Annotated in this window: 13 protein-coding genes and 3 CRISPR repeat arrays; all 13 genes read right to left on the reverse strand. The window is 50.9% G+C overall.

Features of this window, described 5'->3' with window-relative positions; translation table 11 throughout:
• Positions 1-15 precede the first annotated feature (15 nt).
• Complete coding sequence (locus NST44_RS29725) at positions 16-1,566, reverse strand: extracellular solute-binding protein (protein WP_007131602.1); 1,551 nt, start codon at positions 1,564-1,566, stop codon at positions 16-18.
• Between the two features lie 85 nt (positions 1,567-1,651).
• Positions 1,652-2,512: a carbohydrate ABC transporter permease gene (locus NST44_RS29730; protein ID WP_007131601.1), complete on the reverse strand. Its 861-nt coding sequence runs from the start codon at positions 2,510-2,512 to the stop codon at positions 1,652-1,654.
• Between the two features lie 12 nt (positions 2,513-2,524).
• Entirely contained in the window at positions 2,525-3,445 is a 921-nt protein-coding gene (locus NST44_RS29735; RefSeq protein WP_007131600.1) for an ABC transporter permease, read from the reverse strand.
• Between the two features lie 203 nt (positions 3,446-3,648).
• On the reverse strand, positions 3,649-5,952 hold the full coding sequence (locus NST44_RS29740) for a helix-turn-helix domain-containing protein (RefSeq protein WP_050954069.1): 2,304 nt from the start codon (positions 5,950-5,952) through the stop codon (positions 3,649-3,651).
• Positions 5,953-6,585: 633 nt separating this feature from the next.
• Positions 6,586-6,882: direct repeats of the CRISPR family, unit length 32 nt; unit sequence ATTTCAATCCACGCACCCGCGAAGGGTGCGAC.
• A 79-nt stretch (positions 6,883-6,961) separates the two neighbouring features.
• Complete coding sequence (locus NST44_RS29745) at positions 6,962-7,822, reverse strand: IS3 family transposase (RefSeq protein WP_138919336.1); 861 nt, start codon at positions 7,820-7,822, stop codon at positions 6,962-6,964.
• 23 nt (positions 7,823-7,845) lie between these two features.
• On the reverse strand, positions 7,846-8,136 hold the full coding sequence (locus tag NST44_RS29750; protein ID WP_007130931.1) for a transposase: 291 nt from the start codon (positions 8,134-8,136) through the stop codon (positions 7,846-7,848).
• A gap of 92 nt (positions 8,137-8,228) precedes the next feature.
• A CRISPR array of direct repeats spans positions 8,229-8,925; the repeat unit is 32 nt; unit sequence ATTTCAATCCACGCACCCGCGAAGGGTGCGAC.
• Positions 8,926-9,107: 182 nt separating this feature from the next.
• Positions 9,108-9,398 (reverse strand): CRISPR-associated endonuclease Cas2, encoded by a 291-nt coding sequence (cas2, locus tag NST44_RS29755; protein WP_007131598.1) that lies wholly within the window; start codon positions 9,396-9,398, stop codon positions 9,108-9,110.
• Positions 9,399-9,407: 9 nt separating this feature from the next.
• Complete coding sequence (gene cas1c, locus NST44_RS29760; protein WP_007131597.1) at positions 9,408-10,439, reverse strand: type I-C CRISPR-associated endonuclease Cas1c; 1,032 nt, start codon at positions 10,437-10,439, stop codon at positions 9,408-9,410.
• Entirely contained in the window at positions 10,436-11,095 is a 660-nt protein-coding gene (gene cas4, locus NST44_RS29765; protein ID WP_007131596.1) for a CRISPR-associated protein Cas4, read from the reverse strand. The genes cas1c and cas4 overlap by 4 nt, the downstream gene beginning before the upstream one ends.
• Complete coding sequence (gene cas7c, locus NST44_RS29770) at positions 11,082-11,948, reverse strand: type I-C CRISPR-associated protein Cas7/Csd2 (protein ID WP_007131595.1); 867 nt, start codon at positions 11,946-11,948, stop codon at positions 11,082-11,084. The genes cas4 and cas7c overlap by 14 nt, the downstream gene beginning before the upstream one ends.
• Positions 11,949-13,871 (reverse strand): type I-C CRISPR-associated protein Cas8c/Csd1, encoded by a 1,923-nt coding sequence (gene cas8c, locus NST44_RS29775; RefSeq protein ID WP_007131594.1) that lies wholly within the window; start codon positions 13,869-13,871, stop codon positions 11,949-11,951.
• The gene (cas5c, locus tag NST44_RS29780; protein ID WP_007131593.1) at positions 13,872-14,591 is read right to left on the reverse strand and encodes a type I-C CRISPR-associated protein Cas5c; all 720 of its coding nucleotides are present in this window, start codon (positions 14,589-14,591) and stop codon (positions 13,872-13,874) included.
• A gap of 217 nt (positions 14,592-14,808) precedes the next feature.
• Positions 14,809-17,235: a CRISPR-associated helicase/endonuclease Cas3 gene (locus NST44_RS29785; protein ID WP_007131592.1), complete on the reverse strand. Its 2,427-nt coding sequence runs from the start codon at positions 17,233-17,235 to the stop codon at positions 14,809-14,811.
• A gap of 426 nt (positions 17,236-17,661) precedes the next feature.
• Positions 17,662-18,969: direct repeats of the CRISPR family, unit length 32 nt; unit sequence GTCGCACCCTACATGGGTGCGTGGATTGAAAT.
• Positions 18,970-19,072: the final 103 nt, after the last annotated feature.

Below are 19,072 nucleotides of genomic sequence, written 5' to 3' on the forward strand. Positions count from 1 at the left end.
CCCTATCTGCTTCCCTTACTTGCTGCCATAGGTGCGCGTATAGGCCGTATTGTACATGGCCAGAAGCTCGTCGGCGCCCAGCTTTTTCGCCTGATCGATAAATTGCTGATACGTCTCGTCGTTAATCGGCGTTTTGCCGGTCACGAATTCCGTCACCTTCTGCTCTAGGAATTTGTTCAGATTGTTCAGCTTCGACTTCTCCAGCTCCAGCTCTTCCTCCGTCTTGACGATCTGCTTCGGCGCCGGGATGATATACTCGGCATAGCGCGCGTTGATGTCCTTGCTCTTCTCGCTTAGACCGCGCTCCCAAGCCTCGCGTGACAGCGCGTTGTTCAAGGTGATGAGATCATACCAGACGCCCCAGTCCTTCCGCAGCGTATTGAACGGGGAGGCGCCAAAATCTTTGTTGTAGACCGGCTTGCCGTCCTCCATCGTATACGTTTTACCTTCAATGCCGAGCGAGAGATAATTCGTTCCCTCCTCGCTGACCAAATAGTCGAGGAACTGCACGGCCCGCTCCTTATCCTTCACTTTGGCCGAGATCGCCCGGCCGACGGTGCCGACGACAGGACGGGAGAACTGATAGTTCTTGATGCCGTCAGCCGCAAACGACGGGATCGCGTCCAAGTCGTATTCCGGAATCCCGGCATCCCGCGCCTTCGCGACGAGCGATTCCAGGTCCGCCTTCCAGAAATACGTGACGAGCGATTTGCCCGTCAGAATCCGCTCTTCCCACTGCGCCTGCGTCAGCAGCGAAAATTCCGGATCAAGCAGCTTCTCCGTGTACAGCTTATTCAAATACTCCAGCATCGCCTTGTAATTGTCATGATACGGCGCGAAGGCATACTGATCCGTCGTCGGATCCAGGCTGTAGAAGCCGTGAATGCCGGTGAATATGCGGCCGAAGGTCGTGAAGAGACCGGTATCGCCGACGATCGAGTTGGAAATGAGCGGATAGGAGTCCGGATATTTTTCCTTCAGCGCTTTAAGGAATTGGTAGAACTCATCCACGGTCGTCGGCGGCTTAATGCCGTGCTGATCCAGAATATCCTTGCGCGCATACCAGATGAAGTTAAAGCCCTTTCCCTCCGCATCGCCTTCCAGCACAGGGACGGTGTACAGCCCGCCATCCGTGCCGGTTGCCAGCGCTTTGGCTTCCGGGTACTTCTCGTAGAATGCCTTCAGATTCGGCGCCTTGTCGAGATAATCCTGGAGGTTGAGGAATACCTTCTCCGGTCCATGCTCTCTGCCGTCCTGCGTAGGCACCTGGATGAAATCGGTAGCGGTGTTCGTGGCGATCATGATCTGCCGCTTCTCTTCGAGCCCTTCCTGGCTGACTACCTGAAATTCCACCTTGACCCCCGTCTTTGCCTCGATTTCTTTAAAAATCTCCCAGTCGTCCCTGACCTTCCCCTCCACCCGGTCATACACGAGCCATGAGAAGGTAACGGGATTGTCCGGACTCAGCGTCCCGTCATCCTTCCCGCCTCCGCCGCCGCAGCCGGTGACGAGCAGGGCGCACAGCAGCATCAATAGGAGCGCCTTTCTGAAACCCTTCCGCGTCATGCACACAACCTCCCTTTTCTTAAAAATACAGCATGCCTTATAGAAACGGATGAGCCTGCATCCATCGCTACCGTTATCGTTATCGTTATCCCTTAATTCCGCCGATCATCGTCCCTTGGACGAAATATTTCTGAATGAACGGGTAGACGCATAGTATCGGCAGCGTCGCGATGATAATCATCGCGTACTTCAGCGTTTCGAGGTGGGTCAGATCCCCTTCGCCCTGCACATTCGTGCCGGCAATCAAAATGTTGCGCAGCATGATCTGCAGCGGATACATCTCCCGGTCGTTCAAATAGATCAAAGCGCTGAAGAACGAATTCCATTGATTCACGGCGGTAAAAAGGCCGATTGTCACCATCACGGGAAGCGACAGCGGCAGCACGATCCGCACTAAAATCTGCATGGAGCCGCACCCATCGATGGCTGCTGCGTCCTCCAGCTCTTCCGGCAGTCCCTCGAAGAACGTCCGCATGATGAACAAATACCAGGTGCTGATCAGCGACGGGAGGACGATGGCCCAGATCGTATCGAGCAATCCAAGCCTCTGGACGATCAGGAAGGTCGGAATCATGCCCCCGCTGAAGAGAAGGGTGAAGGCGGCCATCAGCAGGATCACCCTCCGTCCCGGCAGCCAGCGCTTCGCCAGCGGATAAGCCATCGCGGACGTCGCGATGAGGGTCAGCACCGTATGCAGCGCCGTATACCGGATCGTATTCCAATAGCTGACCCACAAATCCGGATTATAGATGAGCTGCTCATATGCGATCAGCGTTATCTTTTTCGGCCATAGCAGCACCGCTCCGCTGGCGACGAGGGCATTGTTGCTGATCGATGCCGAGAATACGTATACCATGGGATAGGCCATCACGATGATGAGCACGATCATGAATGTGATGTTGAAGAAGTCAAACAGCCTCGAGCCGAGGCTCACCTTTTGTTTCATGGCGCATCTCCTTTACCACAAGCTGGTCTCCGAATATTTGCGCACGATGCGGTTCGCCGCGACGACCAGAATGAATCCGATCGCCGATTGGAACAGGCCGACCGCGGTGGCGAAGCTGAAGTCGGCGTCGAGAATGCCCCGCCTGTAGACGAAGGTGTTGATAACGTCGGACGTTTCGTAGTTCATCGTGTTGTAGATCAGCAATATTTTCTCGAAGCTGGCTTCCATGAAATTGCCGAGGGTCAGCACGAACAAAATGATCATGACCGGCACCATGCCGACAAAGGTGATATGCCGAATTTGCTGCCACCGGTTCGCGCCATCCATCTTCGCCGCTTCATACAGCATCGGATCGATGCCGGCAATGGCGGCCAGATACAGGATCGTGCCCCAGCCAACCTTCTGCCATATTTCCGAGCCCACATATACCGTCCGGAACCACTCCGGCATGCCGAGAAACATAATCGGCTCGATCCCGAACAGCTTCACCAGCAGGTGGTTGATCACCCCGGTCGTCGGCGACAGGAAGGTGACCAGAATACCGGCAATGACGACGGTGGACAGAAAATGCGGCATATAGCTGATGTTTTGCACGAATCGCTTGAACCATTTGCTCTTCAGCTCATGGAACAGCACGGCCAGAATGATGGGCGCCGGAAAGTGAAACAGCAGATCATACACGTTCAGCATGATCGTGTTGCGGATCAGCTTCCACGCATCAGGCGTCACGTAGAAGAACTCAATGAAATGCTTCAGGCCGACAAACTTGCTGCCCCATATCCCCCGGCCGATCGAGTAATCCTGGAAGGCGATGATGATGCCGTACATCGGCGCGTATTTAAAAATCAGGTAATACAGAATGCCCGGCAGCATCAGCAGGTACAATGCTTTGTGCTTTTTCAGCACATATCCGATACGCGATAGCTGCGCCAATCCCCACCACCTCCTTGTTTGGCGTTTCTGTAGCCGACACCTCCGGCTGTTGTCCCCACTATACGAGCCTAAGCTTAGGGCGTAAAGCACGCATCTTTTCCTGCGGGCGCCCGGTTTGCAGCCCTTGTGGAGCAAGGGTTTGCGGCTTCGTCCATGCAAAAAAAGAGACTTTTCGAAAAAAATCAGTCTCTCTCTTTGTAACGCTATTGGTGCAGCGTCCGGTATTTCGCCGGCGTAATGCCCTCATATTTGCGGAAGGCCCGGATCAGCGAGTTTCGGCCCCAATATCCGACCCTCTCCGCAATCTCGTCCAGCTTCAGATCCGTTTCGAGCAGCAGCTGCTTCGCTTTCATCAGCCGGTACTTCGCGATATACTCCACATATTTCTCTCCGACCTCTTCCTTGAAGGTACGGCTGAAGTGGCCGATCGACATGTTCATCATGCCGGCAAAAGCCTCGATCGACAGCTCTTGGTCGTAATGCTCGTGAATGTACGCCACAATGCCGGCGATCTGCTGAGCGCGCGTGCCGGGTGCCGGCCGCCGAAAGAGGAACGCGTGAATCTCCTCGAAGCACGCCCTGAGCTCACCCCATGTCATGCAGCGGTTCATGCGTTCAAATAACCGGGAGTAATACGGAACGTTCAGCTCGTTATGCTCGGATTCGGCTGCCCGGATCCATGTGTTCAGCACATCCGCCAGCAGATACTTCATCTGCTCAGCGGCCGCATCTCTGCGCTGCCCTTCCTCCAGCAGATCTAGCACGGACCGGAGCAGCTTGTCGTATTCCCTGGTTTTGCACTGGTTCAGAATCCGGTTGACCTCCTGCACGGACAGGAAGGAATCGCCTCCCTGCAAATCGCGGACGGGTTGACTCCCGCAAATTTCAACGGTGGAGTTGAGCCCCCGATACTGGAGCACGATGACGGCATGCTCGTAGGAAAGGTGAAGCTCCTCCATCGTTTGAACGGTTTTGCCAATGCCGATGGTGGCCTTAAAATAGTCGCCGTATTGCAGCAAAATGAGTTTCACCATTTCCGCTATATGCTCAGGGCCATCACTCATTGCCTTGTCATGCTGCACGATGCAGGCCAGCAGATTTGGCTTGGTCTGGCACAGCCATATTCGGCCCGGGGCCAGCTTACGGATCTTGTCCTTCATCTCGGCCAGCAGAAAGGTTTTTCCCGTTTCCGTCGGATGCTCAGGCACATCTAGATTGTCGTGAAGCGCTATGGTCAGCACCGTTCTGGCCGCTACGGGGTTGTACGCAAACTCAATCTCCTTGGCGTAGTATTCAATAGACAGGGCGTCGCGGTATTGACCGAGCAGCAGCTTGGTCACGAACTGCTCCTGCACGATCGGCAGCATCCCGTGGACCATGTGGGACAGCTCACGGTTCTCGGTCATGATGGACTGGGAATAGCGTTTGATGACATCAAACTCATTCCCTTCATGCGCAGGACTTTCTCCGGTGCGGCGGTGAGACTTCAGTCCATTCCGGATTTCCGCAATCGGCCGGTATAAACGCCGGCTCAAGTAATACGACACCCATCCCCCGACGACCAGAAAAAATACGAGGAACGCCCAGCTTATGAAACGGGTGACGTATACCGGCTTCATCAATGTGCCCAGCTCGATCATGCTGATATAATGCCATTTCTCGTCGAATGCCGATTTCATGAGCGACAACCCGGTCTTGTCCGAAATCGTAAATTGCGGGGATACGCCTTCGGCATGGATCCGCTGCTGCAGCGTCTGCCGGTCCCGCTCGCTTAAACCGTTCTCGGAGATCATGCGGCCGCGATCGTCGATGATCGCCGTCCCGCGGACCCAGCTTTCCGGAATATGAATTTGCTCCTGGAGCTTGTTCGTCTTCAGATCAACCAGGAGATACACATCGGGGGCGTTTGTATTGAAGGGATAGCTCATCACCGCCGTCAGGGAGCTGCCGGAGTCGGTGAAATTCATCATCTTTTTGCCGGTCAATTCGGCCTCCAGCTGTTTGCGGCTTCGGGGCTCCATCGGATAACGCGTGCTAAAATAGTAGGCTTTGTTCGTATACGTCTCGGCATCGATGATCAGGTCATCGTGCACGAAAATGTAATACGCCCGCTCGACGAGCTCATCCGACTCCAGCTGCTGCAGCTGCTCCCGCAGCGAATGCAGCAGCTCCGGCTGCAGCTTGCCTCCCGGCGAGTCGGCTGCGCCCATCAGCACGCTTCGCAGCCTGGAGGTGCTCAGCATCTGGATCATGTTCGTCTTCAGCGTCTGGAGCGAAGCGTCCGTCTGCTCGGCGAACCGGCTCATCACGATGTCGTTCAGGCGCTCCGCATCCTGCTCGATGATCCGGACGACCAGCACCTGTGCAAGGACGCTGGCGGCAATGACCGGGATGAGGATGAGCAGAAAGTAGTTGGCGAACAGGCGCCAAAACAAGGTGCGCCTCCGCGGTGCTGGGTTTGGGACGGCTCCTTGCTCAGGAGATCGACTGTGCGCAGCTGGCTTCATGTGAGATCCCCCTTGGGTTTGAAATGGCAGGTGGCGGGGCCTGCGGGGTTTTAGCGAGCGGTAAAGCGTTGTCCCTTACGGGGCTGATCGGTCGAGACAAGGTTGCGGAATCTTGAGACGGGCTAATGCGCCCGGAAAGACAGTACAAGGCCCAAAGGGCTAGGCTGGGCACCTTATGGGTCCAAAGAGAGTGACCCGGAAGTCTGGGGCTGGCCGTAGAACTTAGTTGGGGCACACAAGGCGGGGCAAGGGCACCTCAACACATCCTTTTAGGGACTAGTCAGAGCTGTGCGACCGTGCACAGCCGGAACCCCGGCTGTAGCTCCCTCGTATAAGTCAAGCCTTCTGCTTTCACTATATTTTGATGGAAGTTACAATATGCCCTGTAAGGGGAAGCCTTGAGAAGCACCTCTGACCTTTTCCTCAATCGTCATATATATTGAAAAACCGCATGGAGTAATTATACTCACATGCGGCTTCCCGAACCGACCCTACGCACGTAACCCTTTCTATATGAAGAGTATAAGTCATCAAAATCGACCGATCGCTGTAATGAACTGCGGAGCCAAAACCAAGCACCCACGAAGGGTGCAACGCGGAAGCATGGCAGGCTGGAGGCTGCTGAAAGGACATATTTCAACCCACGCACCCGCATAGGGTGCGACGCAGGAACTTTGTGTTTCTCCCCGCTGCTATATTATTTCAATCCACGCACCCGCGAAGGGTGCGACTAACGTCCTTTTCTAGGTCCTCCCATTGTGTACCATTTCAATCCACGCACCCGCGAAGGGTGCGACTGAATACATGGAGATCCAGCAGTACGCCTTCATATTTCAATCCACGCACCCGCGAAGGGTGCGACGCCGAAAGGTATAAAGCTGAGATCGAGGCAGCAATATTTCAATCCACGCACCCGCGAAGGGTGCGACGGTGTTGGCGAATAAGATTTCGCAGTGGAGTTGTCAAAAAAAGTGCAGTTTGAAAACACCCTCATACAGAAATCCCGTTACTAAGCTGCTTGCGACAGCATTCTTTCGCGATAAATTGCTGGGGGCCATCCCCCTGGATTAGAGGTGTAGATCCGCTGTCTGTTGTAGTAGACCATGATGTATTTGAAGATGATCGATTTAACATAGGCCATCGGATAGCGCTCCGTGTTGATCTTGTACAGCTTTTCTTTCTTTAGCGTAGCAAAAAAGCTTTCCATCCTTGCGTTGTCATAGCAACGCCCTGTGCCGCTCATGCTCTGAATGGCATCTCGCTTAGCTAGACGCTCTCGGAATGCCTTGCTCGTGAATTGGCTGCCTCGATCGCTATGAAAAATCATTCCGCGAGCATTTCTTGCTTTACAGGCGTTCTCAAAGGCCTGGATGCAGAGGTGCTTGCACATGTTGACGTCCATGGCGAGGCCCACGATCTCTCCGTTGAAACAATCCAGTACCGCGGACAGATATAGCTTGCCGTCTGAACAAGGGACTTCGGTGATATCCGATAGCCACTTTTGGTTGGGTGCTGAGGATCTGAAGTCTCTCTGGATCAGGTTCTCGCTCTTTTGAGCTGTGGCATCCTCGCGTGTAATGCCGTTTGGATGACGCTTGGCTTTCTTCAGCAGGCCATGCTTCTTCATGATTCGGTAGACGGTGCTGTAGCTGGTCGTGATCTCTCTTTGTGACAGCGCTAGCAGAATACGTTGGACACCGTAATTTCGGTTATCTTCATGCTCTCCAATGATGTCTTTGATTTTGACCAGAAGAAGTTGCTGCCGCTCCTGTTTGGGTGAGGGCTTCAAGCTACGGTAGTAGCCCGATTCGCTGACAGCAAGTACCTCGCACATCTCCTTGACGGTCCATCGATCCCGTCGTTCACGGATGTACGTATAGAGCTGGCACGCCTTTACCGCTTCCGGTCTTTTACGAAAAAACCGAGTGCGTCCTTGAGAATTTCATTCGCGCGGCGCAACTCGCCTATTTCTCTTTCTAATTCGATTTCACGCGCAGTCTTATCGGCAGATGCATAAGCGCGTCCGCTCCCGATATGCGCTCCGTCGCCGTGCAGGGTTCTTCGCTTTCTCCATTCCTGCAATGTATAGTAGGCTACGCCTAACTGCTCGGCGGCTTTCTTTGATCCAATCTCATCGCTCAATCTTACTGCTTCTTCTTTGAATGCTTTGTCGTATCGATTCATTGTCTCCCGTCCTCTCGTCAGCTTTCATTTTATTTCATACGAGGGTATTTTTCGACTGCATTTTTATCGTAGCACTCCACAGATTAGCACTGATTTCAATCCACGCACCCGCGAAGGGTGCGACACTCAAGCGTTTCGGCCGTCGTCTCGTTGCGCAAATTTCAATCCACGCACCCGCGAAGGGTGCGACGGGTCTAGGCCGTTCGGCAGGACAAATACCACCTATTTCAATCCACGCACCCGCGAAGGGTGCGACGATGTAATGATCGTCGCGGCAAGGCCTAGTATCGATTTCAATCCACGCACCCGCGAAGGGTGCGACTCCCTTGTGGCCGAGGTTCGCGGAACAGATCGATATATTTCAATCCACGCACCCGCGAAGGGTTCGACATTTGGGATCAAGGTATCCAGCGACTGGACCGGGGAATTTCAATCCACGCACCCGCGAAGGGTGCGACCAGGGCAGCTACTGGAGGGTGAGAGCCAATGAGCATTTCAATCCACGCACCCGCGAAGGGTGCGACCTGCTCTTCATCTGCCTTTTTCGCATTTTCTTCTGCAATTTCAATCCACGCACCCGCGAAGGGTGCGACTTTGTTGGTGCAGCGCCGCCCATGTAGTCGTAATTTCAATCCACGCACCCGCGAAGGGTGCGACGCTTACCGGTAGTTGGGTTGATGCCGGCAGGAATATTTCAATCCACGCACCCGCGAAGGGTGCGACACCAGCTCAACGTAAAGCCGGTCGGTTTGTATACATTTCAATCCACGCACCCGCGAAGGGTGCGACCGCGAAAAGCAGCTGAGCAATCTCACCTTGGTATGAATTCGCAACCTTATTGGTTAAATCCATATCATAAATGAAAGGATCCAGTCTTGACTTTTCGCTTCACTTCTATAACCAACATTTATTCGACAAATTATGAGGTGCGAAGGACCCGGAAAAATCATGTGAGCTTCACATTCGCACCATTAAAGAATCAACGGACTTTCCATATCGTAAGTCGATTTGGCTCCGATGTGCTCAATTTTCTTTTTATAGTTGTCGCCCAAATTATAGAACCGTAAGCTGTCCTGGTCCTTATCAATGATTTCTTCAAGCTCATATTTCAAACGTCGGAACTGGGTCGCATCCAAAATGCACTCAAAGACGGAATTCTGAACCCTTTGACCGTAATCCACGCATGTTTTGGCTACCCTAGAAAGCCTTCTTCTACCTTCGCTGTCGGTCGTGCTTACATCATAAGTAATCAAGATCAACAAAGGGACCACCTACTTCCACAAAAATGGAGGATACTCATCAAGATCTCCACGAATATGCCTTGCCAATAGCAACGCCTGTGCATAAGGAACCAGGCCCCAGGAGATTTTTTCGTTTAAATATGGGTGCAGGATCTTATCCTGCTTCCTCTCCTGCCAGAACTTTAGCACTTTTTTTCGGGTATCGTCATCCATTAAGACTGCACCGTTCTCTTTACGGTAGAATCCCTTCTCATTGATCAGCTTCTTGTTAATCAACGAGATGACAAAACGGTCAGCATACACGCCTCGAAGCTCTTCCATCATATCCAGAGCTAAAGAAGCCCGTCCGGGACGATCCCTGTGAAGAAAACCAACATATGCATCCAGACCAACTGCTTCGAGTGCGGAGCTCATATCATGGGCTAATAAGGTATAGGCAAAAGATAATAGAGCATTGACGTTATCGAGCGGTGGACGTTTATTGCGGCCATGAAAGAAGAAGTCCTCCTTCTGCTGCAGAATCAGATCATCAAACACAGAGTAATATTGAACCGCTGCCGCACCTTCCAAACCTCTCAAGCTGTCCAGGTCCTCTGTACTCCGTACCTGCTTCATCGTTTCCGTTAGCGAAGCGGAAACCTTCTTCATCCGCTCCACGTCGATGCGAAGAGCATAATCACGAGTAGAGCGTTCCACAATCCACTTATGGTTATAGATTTTGCCAAGAATCATGTTTTTGGCAACAAAGGCACTTCGATGCTCGTCATCCGAAATTCGATACTGCTCCTTCCTTAGCACCACGTTGCCGCGGCTTTCCCCTATTACTCTAGCTAGGAAACGTCCGCTCCTCGTCATAAAGGTCAGCGCAATATTACGTGTCGCACAGGCTCCCATTAAGCCAGGACTTACTCCAGCGTAACCGAACGTGCAAACCGCCTCCAAATTATGTAGAGGATATCTGGCCAGAACTGCATCCTCCTGCTTGACCACAATATTCTCCCCGTCCAAAGATAAATAGGTGTCCGGCAGTGTTACAAACAACGTATTCAGCAGCTTTTTCACTCATTCAACCTGCTTTCGATAAATCGGGATACGGACTTCTTACTGAGCATTTCCGGCAGACAGATCTGATTTAAGGAGCAGCTTTGACAGTGCGGCCCTGCTTTGACCTTGGGCGTATGGTTTCTTTCGAAATACATTCGCATCTCCCGAAATGTTTCTCTCACCCGTTCTCGATCTTGATCCGCCACGATGACCTCTTCCCGACGTTTGATCTCCTCGTAAAACAAATATCCTTTTGAGATTTCACAGCACAGCATTTCCTCCAGGCATAGTATTTGCGCGACAAGCTGAGAATGGTCGGAATCGTTACGCTTCGGTCTCCCCCGCTTGTATTCTACCGGAACAGGCAAATATAGTCCTTCTTCCCCGGCAATCGGGACGCCAGACGGATCGAGTACGAACTCCACCACATCACAAATTCCGGTTACACCAAGCTCCCGGGATTGAACAGGGAGGGCCCGGACAACGAGTCTCTCCCCTCTCTTCTCCCGAATCATCGGTTGATCGGCTTTCCTATGCAGGTAGGCCCCTTCCACCGTCTTCACATTTTCTTCCCACTGCTGCTCAATATGGATCAAGGCCCACTGTCGTTTGCAAAAACGGAAATGCTGAATGCCTGAAAGCATCAAATAATCATCTTCGCTATATCCCTGCATACTCTTGAACTCTTAAACCCTCAAGCGGCTCAACAATACAGTCATAATCGGCAAAAGACTTTGCATCACTCACGCCTTCCTTACGCTGCACTTTTAGTGAGCGATGCACCTTGGCCGAGGAATATTGCCCGAGTTTGGAGGAATGCTCCCACCAGTACAAATGGTGAACTTCCATACTGCCGTCAGGACGGGCGGATGAGGTGTCGTTTTCAAACAACGTCCGCAGCGCTTCCCGAATCTTCTCTGCATCCTCCCTCGTAAAGCCTGTCTTCTCGGCTAGCTGTGTATTGATGCTTCCGTAGAACACATAAACGCCAAAATCCACTCGATGCTTCATACCCATCGTATCCGAGCTTTTCTTGTTCGGGTCTTTCGGCGTGACCGCATTCACGCTCTTTGTTATCTGCATGCTGGTAATATCGATGGGATCTACACTCACTGCCGTATGGATGGATACCGGTCCGCGAATGCCGACCGACACATCCGTTCCGCTAAAAGCGAACACTTGTCCAAAGCTGCGAACATCCATCCAAGCTTTGCATGCCGCCTCAGCGTACATGTCGTTATTCTGCTTCTTGCCCTTTGCGAACTCGGACACTTCAGCATTCGCGTCTACACGTTCTTTGATGCTGCGGTAAGCATCACCGCGCCGCTCATCAGACTGCACCAGTATGGGCTCTCCCATGTCCTGCAGGCGGTTGCGGATCTTCCGTTTAATGCAGACATCGGAAATTTCACCATGTCCGTCATAGTTTTGACGAGGGCGATTACCATTTAACGGATCACCGTTAGGGTTGGCATTGTGGACGGACAATACGACGGCAAAATCGATTTTATGGTCAAGTATGCTCATTTAAATCTCTCCCTGATCGTTATTTTCGGAGGATTCCTCGGCATTCGCCTCGGCCTCTTTGACTTTCTTGCTTGTGTAAAGATCATTGCGCTGGCTGTAAAAGCCCAGCAAATATAACCCGCTCAGCGGTTTATCCGTAAAGTCCTCCAGGCTTAATTTCGCTCCCACTTCATCCAGCAACCGATTTAAGTATCCGGCTTCGGTTCCCATTCTTGCCTGATAAGGCTGAAGATTTGACTGAATGATGGTCCAGGTACAGCCCGGTCTCTGCGCAAAAGCATTCATATACCGGATAGCATTGGTAGCGCGTTTCTCGTCCTTGCCTAGCGCTCTTCTCTCCAGTACATCCGCAATTGCCAACATTCGCCCGAACAAATAGCTGCGGTCCGACGTCTCGGTATTCAAGCTCACGTCAAAGCCCTCCTTCTCAAAAGTTTTATTTACCAGAGCGCACGCAACGCTCAGCGTCTTCTCCCATTCCCAGTCCTCCATACCGACCGGATTGGAAGCCCGGATAACAGCGCTGCGGACGATATCGAGCGGAATCTTCCGGCCGTCCACGATGCAAGGCAGCATTCGTTCCATCAGGCCTTTGATCAGTTTATCATTTGCCCTCGGCCCATAGGCCGCAAAGGCGATATCCCTTGTTGCCGGAGCTCCTATGTAAGTGCGAGGCATGTTATTCTGATCTCTTCCATTTCTGTGTTGCCAATAACAAGTTTCATGCCACGCCTGCAGCCGTTCCAAATACTTCTCCTTGTTCAGATCCCGGTAGTAAACGATAGACATCCGCCCAGGCGTGGCAGCATCCAGTACCATGATGATGGCATTAGATTTGTAGTCGCCATCAAACCTGTAGCCTTTGATCGCTCGTCGGAATTGTTCAGCGTATTCCTTAAGAGTGCTGTCCCCTCCGCCAGCTTCTTCATCTTCATCCCGATACAGGCTGAATGTACCTTCAAGGGGATCCGGCAAGTCCAATTGCTCTGTCCCCCAGACCAGAAACACCCTTCCATCCACCTGAATGCCCTGCCGTTCAATCAGCCACTTGAGGGCGTTGTGCGCTTTTTGCGACACATCATAGCTGACCGTGGCGACATCGCGGCTGGTGCGGAAACGCCCCCGATAAGTGAATCCGCTGGAATCGTTAGCCGAGATCAGCTTGGATTTATCACCGGAATTCCGAATCCGGGAAGCGTGCTTCTCCGCATACGGCCGCATTTCACCACTCACATAGCATAAATCCAGTTCCTTCAGGCTTGTCTCATAGAACCCGATAAAAGCCTCCTGAACAGAAGGATCCCGCCATAACCTGGATTCCGGTTCCCCGGGGATATCTACGGAGAAACGAACAAACGCCGAGCTCTGATCCGAAGCGATCACTTTAAAGATATCCGGCTTCTCCGCATTTTGTTGATCCGGCGAGGGAGGCCAACTGGAAAGCAGCTCTCCGGCCTCGTCCGTCCAAAGGATCTTGTCCCGGATCAGATCGGTCAGCAAAGTTCCTTTGGCAATGTACCTGTACACACTCTCCACCCTCGGATGCTTATATGGAGACTCGCACCAGGACTGTAGCTGGCTAAGATAATCTTCATAGGGAGTACCCTTAGGCTTGTCGCAATAACGTTCATAATCGCCAGCCACGTACACAAGTTTGTCAAAAAGCGGGTACGGAACCGGAGCACTCGTCCGGCTTGCGGATGCTTCCGTACAAGGGATTATCGTGCTGCTGTCTTCCTTATCCACCACTTTTGCCGAGAGATAGTTTCCATTTCCGTCCAGAACGACTTCGATATGCGCCGTTTGCGTTGTATGCGATACAGGTATCAGTGCGTACTCCCGGCCGTTTTTCTTTTTCTCAAATCGTCCGATTAAGTTTTCGTGTTGTTCATATGTCTTGTTCAAATTCGTCAACCAGCTCATTTACATCCCTCCATCCGGAAACATTTCATCATACAGACTGTCCACGGATTGCATATTGCCGGAAGCGAACGCCTTGATAGGGGCTTTGCCCGTCTTTCGGACCATGGTGCACTCTTCAGGGCGGATAAACCGGATAATCCCGTATTCCATTTTCGCTCTCCATAAACGTGTCTCCCGCTCTGCTCGTCCCGTCTCATCCGGATAACTGATGCCGTGCACCATAGTGCCAAAATCGATTTCAGGAACTTCATCATAGGCTCCTATTCCCTCACCGAACGAGCAAGGTTCAACATATCCCTGACATTCGCGTGATCCCAGAAAAATATCCCGGCGTCCTCCCGCTTTAACAGAGCGTTTCGCTATGTTATGATGCTTGAATTCGTTACGATCATAGGCCAGATCTTCGCGATGTGGATTAAACTCAAAATGGGCTTTCACCTGGTAGCGGACATCTTTAAGGTAAGTATAATAGGCCAGGGTGTTGCCCCCGCTATATTCGATAGGACGCATTCCCTTGGATTCCGTCTGGATTGGGTTCATCACGCGAATCTCATCTATATACCAGATTATGGTGGGTTTCCAGTAAACGCTTTCAACAATCCCCTTTATCGCTTCGTAGGTTGGTAGCTGATAAGAGAATTTTTCTCCTCCCAGCTTGGTAAGCGGGTCCGTAAAGAGCGCATAGTTGCCGAAAACTTCGAATTCGATTTGATTGCGCATTTTAATCCTCCTTTCTTATATAGAATTATTTATACATACATTAAACCAGCATCCAATATAATACAATGGAAATTTTTCCATTTCTCTAAAATCGAATTATACAAAAATGATGCGCTTATGCTAAACTCTATTTGTTATTTGTCGCTGCAAAGCGTGGATTGAAAATTATAAAGAATTATTTGAGAGCCCGCTCATTATTAGCGGGTTTTCATCTTTTTTATAAGATAGCCTCGTCCCATGCTCCCTCCCCCTCGGCATCCACCCCGAATTCATCAGAGTAAGCCGGTTTTAATAACGTCAGAACATGCCCCTGAAGCAAGTGTTGAACATACCCGATATTATCCAGTTTCTTCAGATCTTGATCATAAACATTAACGATATACGGCTGCAGCCGACGAAACAGACTGCCTAGCTCCCCGGCATCCACTTTCCCGTTAAGGGCAGCAATCAGGCTCTCCGCCTCCTCGTTATAAGGAACCACAACGGATGTCGCCGTGTTGCTAATGGCTTCGAAATACAGCTCTGCCGTCGCAAACGAAGCGCGGTTTACCGACTCCAAGTGCTTGCCATGTTTATATTTATAGTTATCTACATAAGCCTTATTGGCGCTGAGCAAATCAAACATGTTCCTCCCAAGCCTTAAAATGGGAAAATCCATTTCGCCCTGAACATGCTTGTAGTAATAACTGAAATAAGTCTTCATCGCGGCAGGAGACAGCAGGTCGGAGCCAAATCGGGCGGGGTTCTGTTCGAAATCACGCAGTACCCGTTCCGTTTTCTCTGCCCCAATGCGGATCTCCGGCAGACTCGTGAGTTTCTCATCGGCAGATTTGATGATGTACACTTTGCGGATGGGGGCTTTCCCGTGACGATTACAACGACCTGCTGCTTGTGCGATTGAATCCAGTCCGGCCAATGATCGAATAACACAATCAAAGCTGATATTAACGCCGGCTTCGATAAGCTGTGTGCTGACACAAATGACGGGTTCCTGAGCTTCAAGAGAATCGATCACCTTCGACAACACTTCCTTACGGTGTGCGGCACACATGTTGGTGCTGAGATGAAACAGCTTCACCCCCCGCTCCTTCATCCACTCCGATTGACTGAGTTGGTCATACAGCTTCCGGACAGCGGTTTTGGTATTCAGAATGACGAGCACGCTCCTGATCTCATCCAATCGTGACCTAACAAAGTCGGTGAGTTCTTCGGCTCCCCATCCTAAAGGCGTTACTGCCGAAACAAGCTCGACGCGTTTAAAATTGTCAGCCACTTGTTCCAGATCCTCTATGATCTCGGCCTCCTTGGAAATATGCAGTTTATGCTTTACGAAATCAAGCGCAGGCTGAGTGGCCGTACAGAGCAGCAGGCTGGATCGGCCCAATATATTCAGAAAATTGAGTGCGGCATTGAAAATCGAGATGCAATTGACTGGTACGGACTGCACCTCATCGAAGATGATCACTGCATTCGAGAGCCGATGCAATCTTCTTACGTTGCGTGTCCCTTTGGCATAAAACGTATTCAAGAACTGCACCATCGTTGTGAATATAATCGGACTGTCCCACGAATCCCGAGCATTCCTGATCTTTTTCCTGTGGACATCATAATCCTCTGTTTCCAGATCGTCCTCGTGCTCAATCACATTCGAGTGATGCTCCAATATCCATTCATCCTCCTGCAAAATCTCCCGAATCTCCGCAGCGTTCTGCTCAATAATGGTTGTGTACGGAACAACATAAATGATGCGGTCCTTGCCATGGATACGGGCATGCTTGAGCGCATAACGCAGGCTTGCCAGCGTTTTCCCACCGCCTGTCGGAATGGAGAGCGTATAGATCCCTGAAGCTCGCTCTGCGAACTCATCACACCGCTGTGACATCTCTCGTCTTAGCCGATTGATCGGATGATCCGAATCCATCCCCTGCTCAAGCACTTGAAGCTTGCATAACAAGGATTTATAGCTTCGAGCAAAAAAAGCCTGCCTGTTCAAGGGTTCTTCCGGCTCCTCATTCTCATCAAATCTGCGCGTATTCGTCCGATCCGCGTCAATTAAGCAGCTGAATATGTACTTCAGCAAGAGCGAGGCGGCAATCGGTAGAAGCTTACGCTCTTTAATTTTAGATAAATATCTGGCCAATTCTTTCTTGGCACCTTCAAAACAAGCATCTATCTCTTCTTCCGCCACAGCCTCGAAAAATCGTTGCTTCGCCTGTTCATACTCATTCAATGCTTTCTTCTCAACTCGCTCCAGAAACGGGGAAGATGCGTTTGGTTCCACAAAATCTCTAAGTCCTTGGTGATGTGATATTACGCAGTTGGCAATCCATTCTGCGGCAAATTTATCGATTGCGGTTGACGCCGTTCTATGATAACGTTCATAGACTAGACGGCCACCGGCCGTGGAATGGTCAACAGAACCTTTTCGAGGGGGAGCCTCCGGGTGGGCTACCGCTTCCTCAATATAATTTTTAAATTCTGTAGTATACTTGCCCATATCATGCAAAAGTCCCGCCAATCCAGCCAGATGGGCAGCACCTATCTTAGCGCCATGCCGTTCACTAAGTTCTTTCACTTCACGTAAATGCTCATCGACCGTTTGAATTTTTCCGTCTGACTGACGAATATGAGCAATATAAGTCATTACACACCCCCAAGACCCAAGACTTAACACCTACAAACGATCCCTACCAGAGATTGAAGACCTATAATACTCATTCGCCACCAACTGACAATTTCCTACCAATAATTCAAAAAAATAAAAAAAGCGATTTTATTACGACAAAATAGAAGAGAGAGGACCGATCGAAATAGTCGCAGTGAAATAAAAGCTTGGCAACTGGAAAGTAATCAAGTAATTTTAAATCAGGCTGCTTGGTTAGAAATTCAAGTGCGAATGTGAAGCTCGCATGAAATCCCCGGGCCCTTCGCACCTCAGAATTTGTCGAATAATCGAGAGTTGTTTCATCCTGACAAAAAGTCAAGTATGAACCTCTGCCTTTTTTCGATAAATGTGGCCGAGAGCACTTTACATTCATACCTAAAATGGATTGATTACTGTTATTTCACGGTCGCACCCTACATGGGTGCGTGGATTGAAATCTAAACCCTTGTGGTTAAAGGGTTCCCGGAACTTGTGTCGCACCCTACATGGGTGCGTGGATTGAAATCTCACTGAGACTTTTGGTTCTTCCGGCAAAGTGTGTCGCACCCTACATGGGTGCGTGGATTGAAATGTCTTTGGAATATTTGTGTGCGTGTTTGGCGTTGGACGTCGCACCCTACATGGGTGCGTGGATTGAAATAAACGCCAATTTGACGAGGACTACCGCATTAAGTGTCGCACCCTACATGGGTGCGTGGATTGAAATTCGTAGACGTAAGAAAAGCATTAGGCTTGGCCTAGTCGCACCCTACATGGGTGCGTGGATTGAAATTCCGCATGATCCACAACATGAAAACCTCTCTTTCCTGTCGCACCCTACATGGGTGCGTGGATTGAAATACTAAAAGGGTCTTGATTGTTACGAGTAATGTTCGTCGCACCCTACATGGGTGCGTGGATTGAAATTGACGCTGGCATTGCCCGTCATGATCATTCATCGTCGCACCCTACATGGGTGCGTGGATTGAAATGCATCAAATGTGGTCGCTTGTGCCATCGTTTTTGTCGCACCCTACATGGGTGCGTGGATTGAAATCTTGTCAGGGTTGTCTGTCCGCGTTTCTGGCTCAGTCGCACCCTACATGGGTGCGTGGATTGAAATAAAGGCTCTGGTAACTGCTTGGGGATCCATTGAGACTGTCGCACCCTACATGGGTGCGTGGATTGAAATGATTTCCTCTTCGGCGGCAACCAACGAACGAGCAGTCGCACCCTACATGGGTGCGTGGATTGAAATAGATCAAGACACAATCGACCTTTGGGTTGAAGCAAAGGTCGCACCCTACATGGGTGCGTGGATTGAAATCTCAACGAAACGGCTGTAAAAATGGGCTTGGACCTCGTCGCACCCTACATGGGTGCGTGGATTGAAATCTTGAGCCGTATCCATAAAGATTGTTTTAGATTCGTCGCACCCTACATGGGTGCGTGGATTGAAATGGAACCTTTGTGATAAAAAAAATCATAAATAAGGTCGCACCCTACATGGGTGCGTGGATTGAAATATTTCGACGGGGGTGTAGTGACAGAAGATTTAGCGGGGGGTCGCACCCTACATGGGTGCGTGGATTGAAATTATTATTGGCGGAAGCATAAAACGGTTCTGCGTCTCCGTCGCACCCTACATGGGTGCGTGGATTGAAATAGAACGGTAGCGCACCATTAACGATGGCAGCGCAGCGTCGCACCCTACATGGGTGCGTGGATTGAAACAACCAACGCTGGAATTGGTGGCTCGGGAGTCTAGTGTCCTACCCTACATGTATCAGCAATATGTCGTTAAAAATCAGATGATTGTTTTATCTAAAAACGTGGA

Source organism: Paenibacillus sp. FSL W8-0919 (assembly GCF_038003785.1).
GTDB classification, from domain to species: Bacteria; Bacillota; Bacilli; order Paenibacillales; family Paenibacillaceae; genus Paenibacillus_AQ; species Paenibacillus_AQ lactis.

What these genes read in the sequence shown, in the direction of transcription:
- NST44_RS29725 (WP_007131602.1), bottom strand. Translation starts at nt 1,566, where the DNA reads ATGACGCGGAAGGGTTTCAGAAAGGCGCTCCTATTGATGCTGCTGTGC.
- NST44_RS29730 (WP_007131601.1), bottom strand. Translation starts at nt 2,512, where the DNA reads ATGAAACAAAAGGTGAGCCTCGGCTCGAGGCTGTTTGACTTCTTCAAC.
- NST44_RS29740 (WP_050954069.1), bottom strand. Translation starts at nt 5,952, where the DNA reads ATGAAGCCAGCTGCGCACAGTCGATCTCCTGAGCAAGGAGCCGTCCCA.
- NST44_RS29750 (WP_007130931.1), bottom strand. Translation starts at nt 8,136, where the DNA reads ATGAATCGATACGACAAAGCATTCAAAGAAGAAGCAGTAAGATTGAGC.
- cas4 (WP_007131596.1), bottom strand. Translation starts at nt 11,095, where the DNA reads ATGCAGGGATATAGCGAAGATGATTATTTGATGCTTTCAGGCATTCAG.
- cas7c (WP_007131595.1), bottom strand. Translation starts at nt 11,948, where the DNA reads ATGAGCATACTTGACCATAAAATCGATTTTGCCGTCGTATTGTCCGTC.
- cas8c (WP_007131594.1), bottom strand. Translation starts at nt 13,871, where the DNA reads ATGAGCTGGTTGACGAATTTGAACAAGACATATGAACAACACGAAAAC.
- cas5c (WP_007131593.1), bottom strand. Translation starts at nt 14,591, where the DNA reads ATGCGCAATCAAATCGAATTCGAAGTTTTCGGCAACTATGCGCTCTTT.
- NST44_RS29785 (WP_007131592.1), bottom strand. Translation starts at nt 17,235, where the DNA reads ATGACTTATATTGCTCATATTCGTCAGTCAGACGGAAAAATTCAAACG.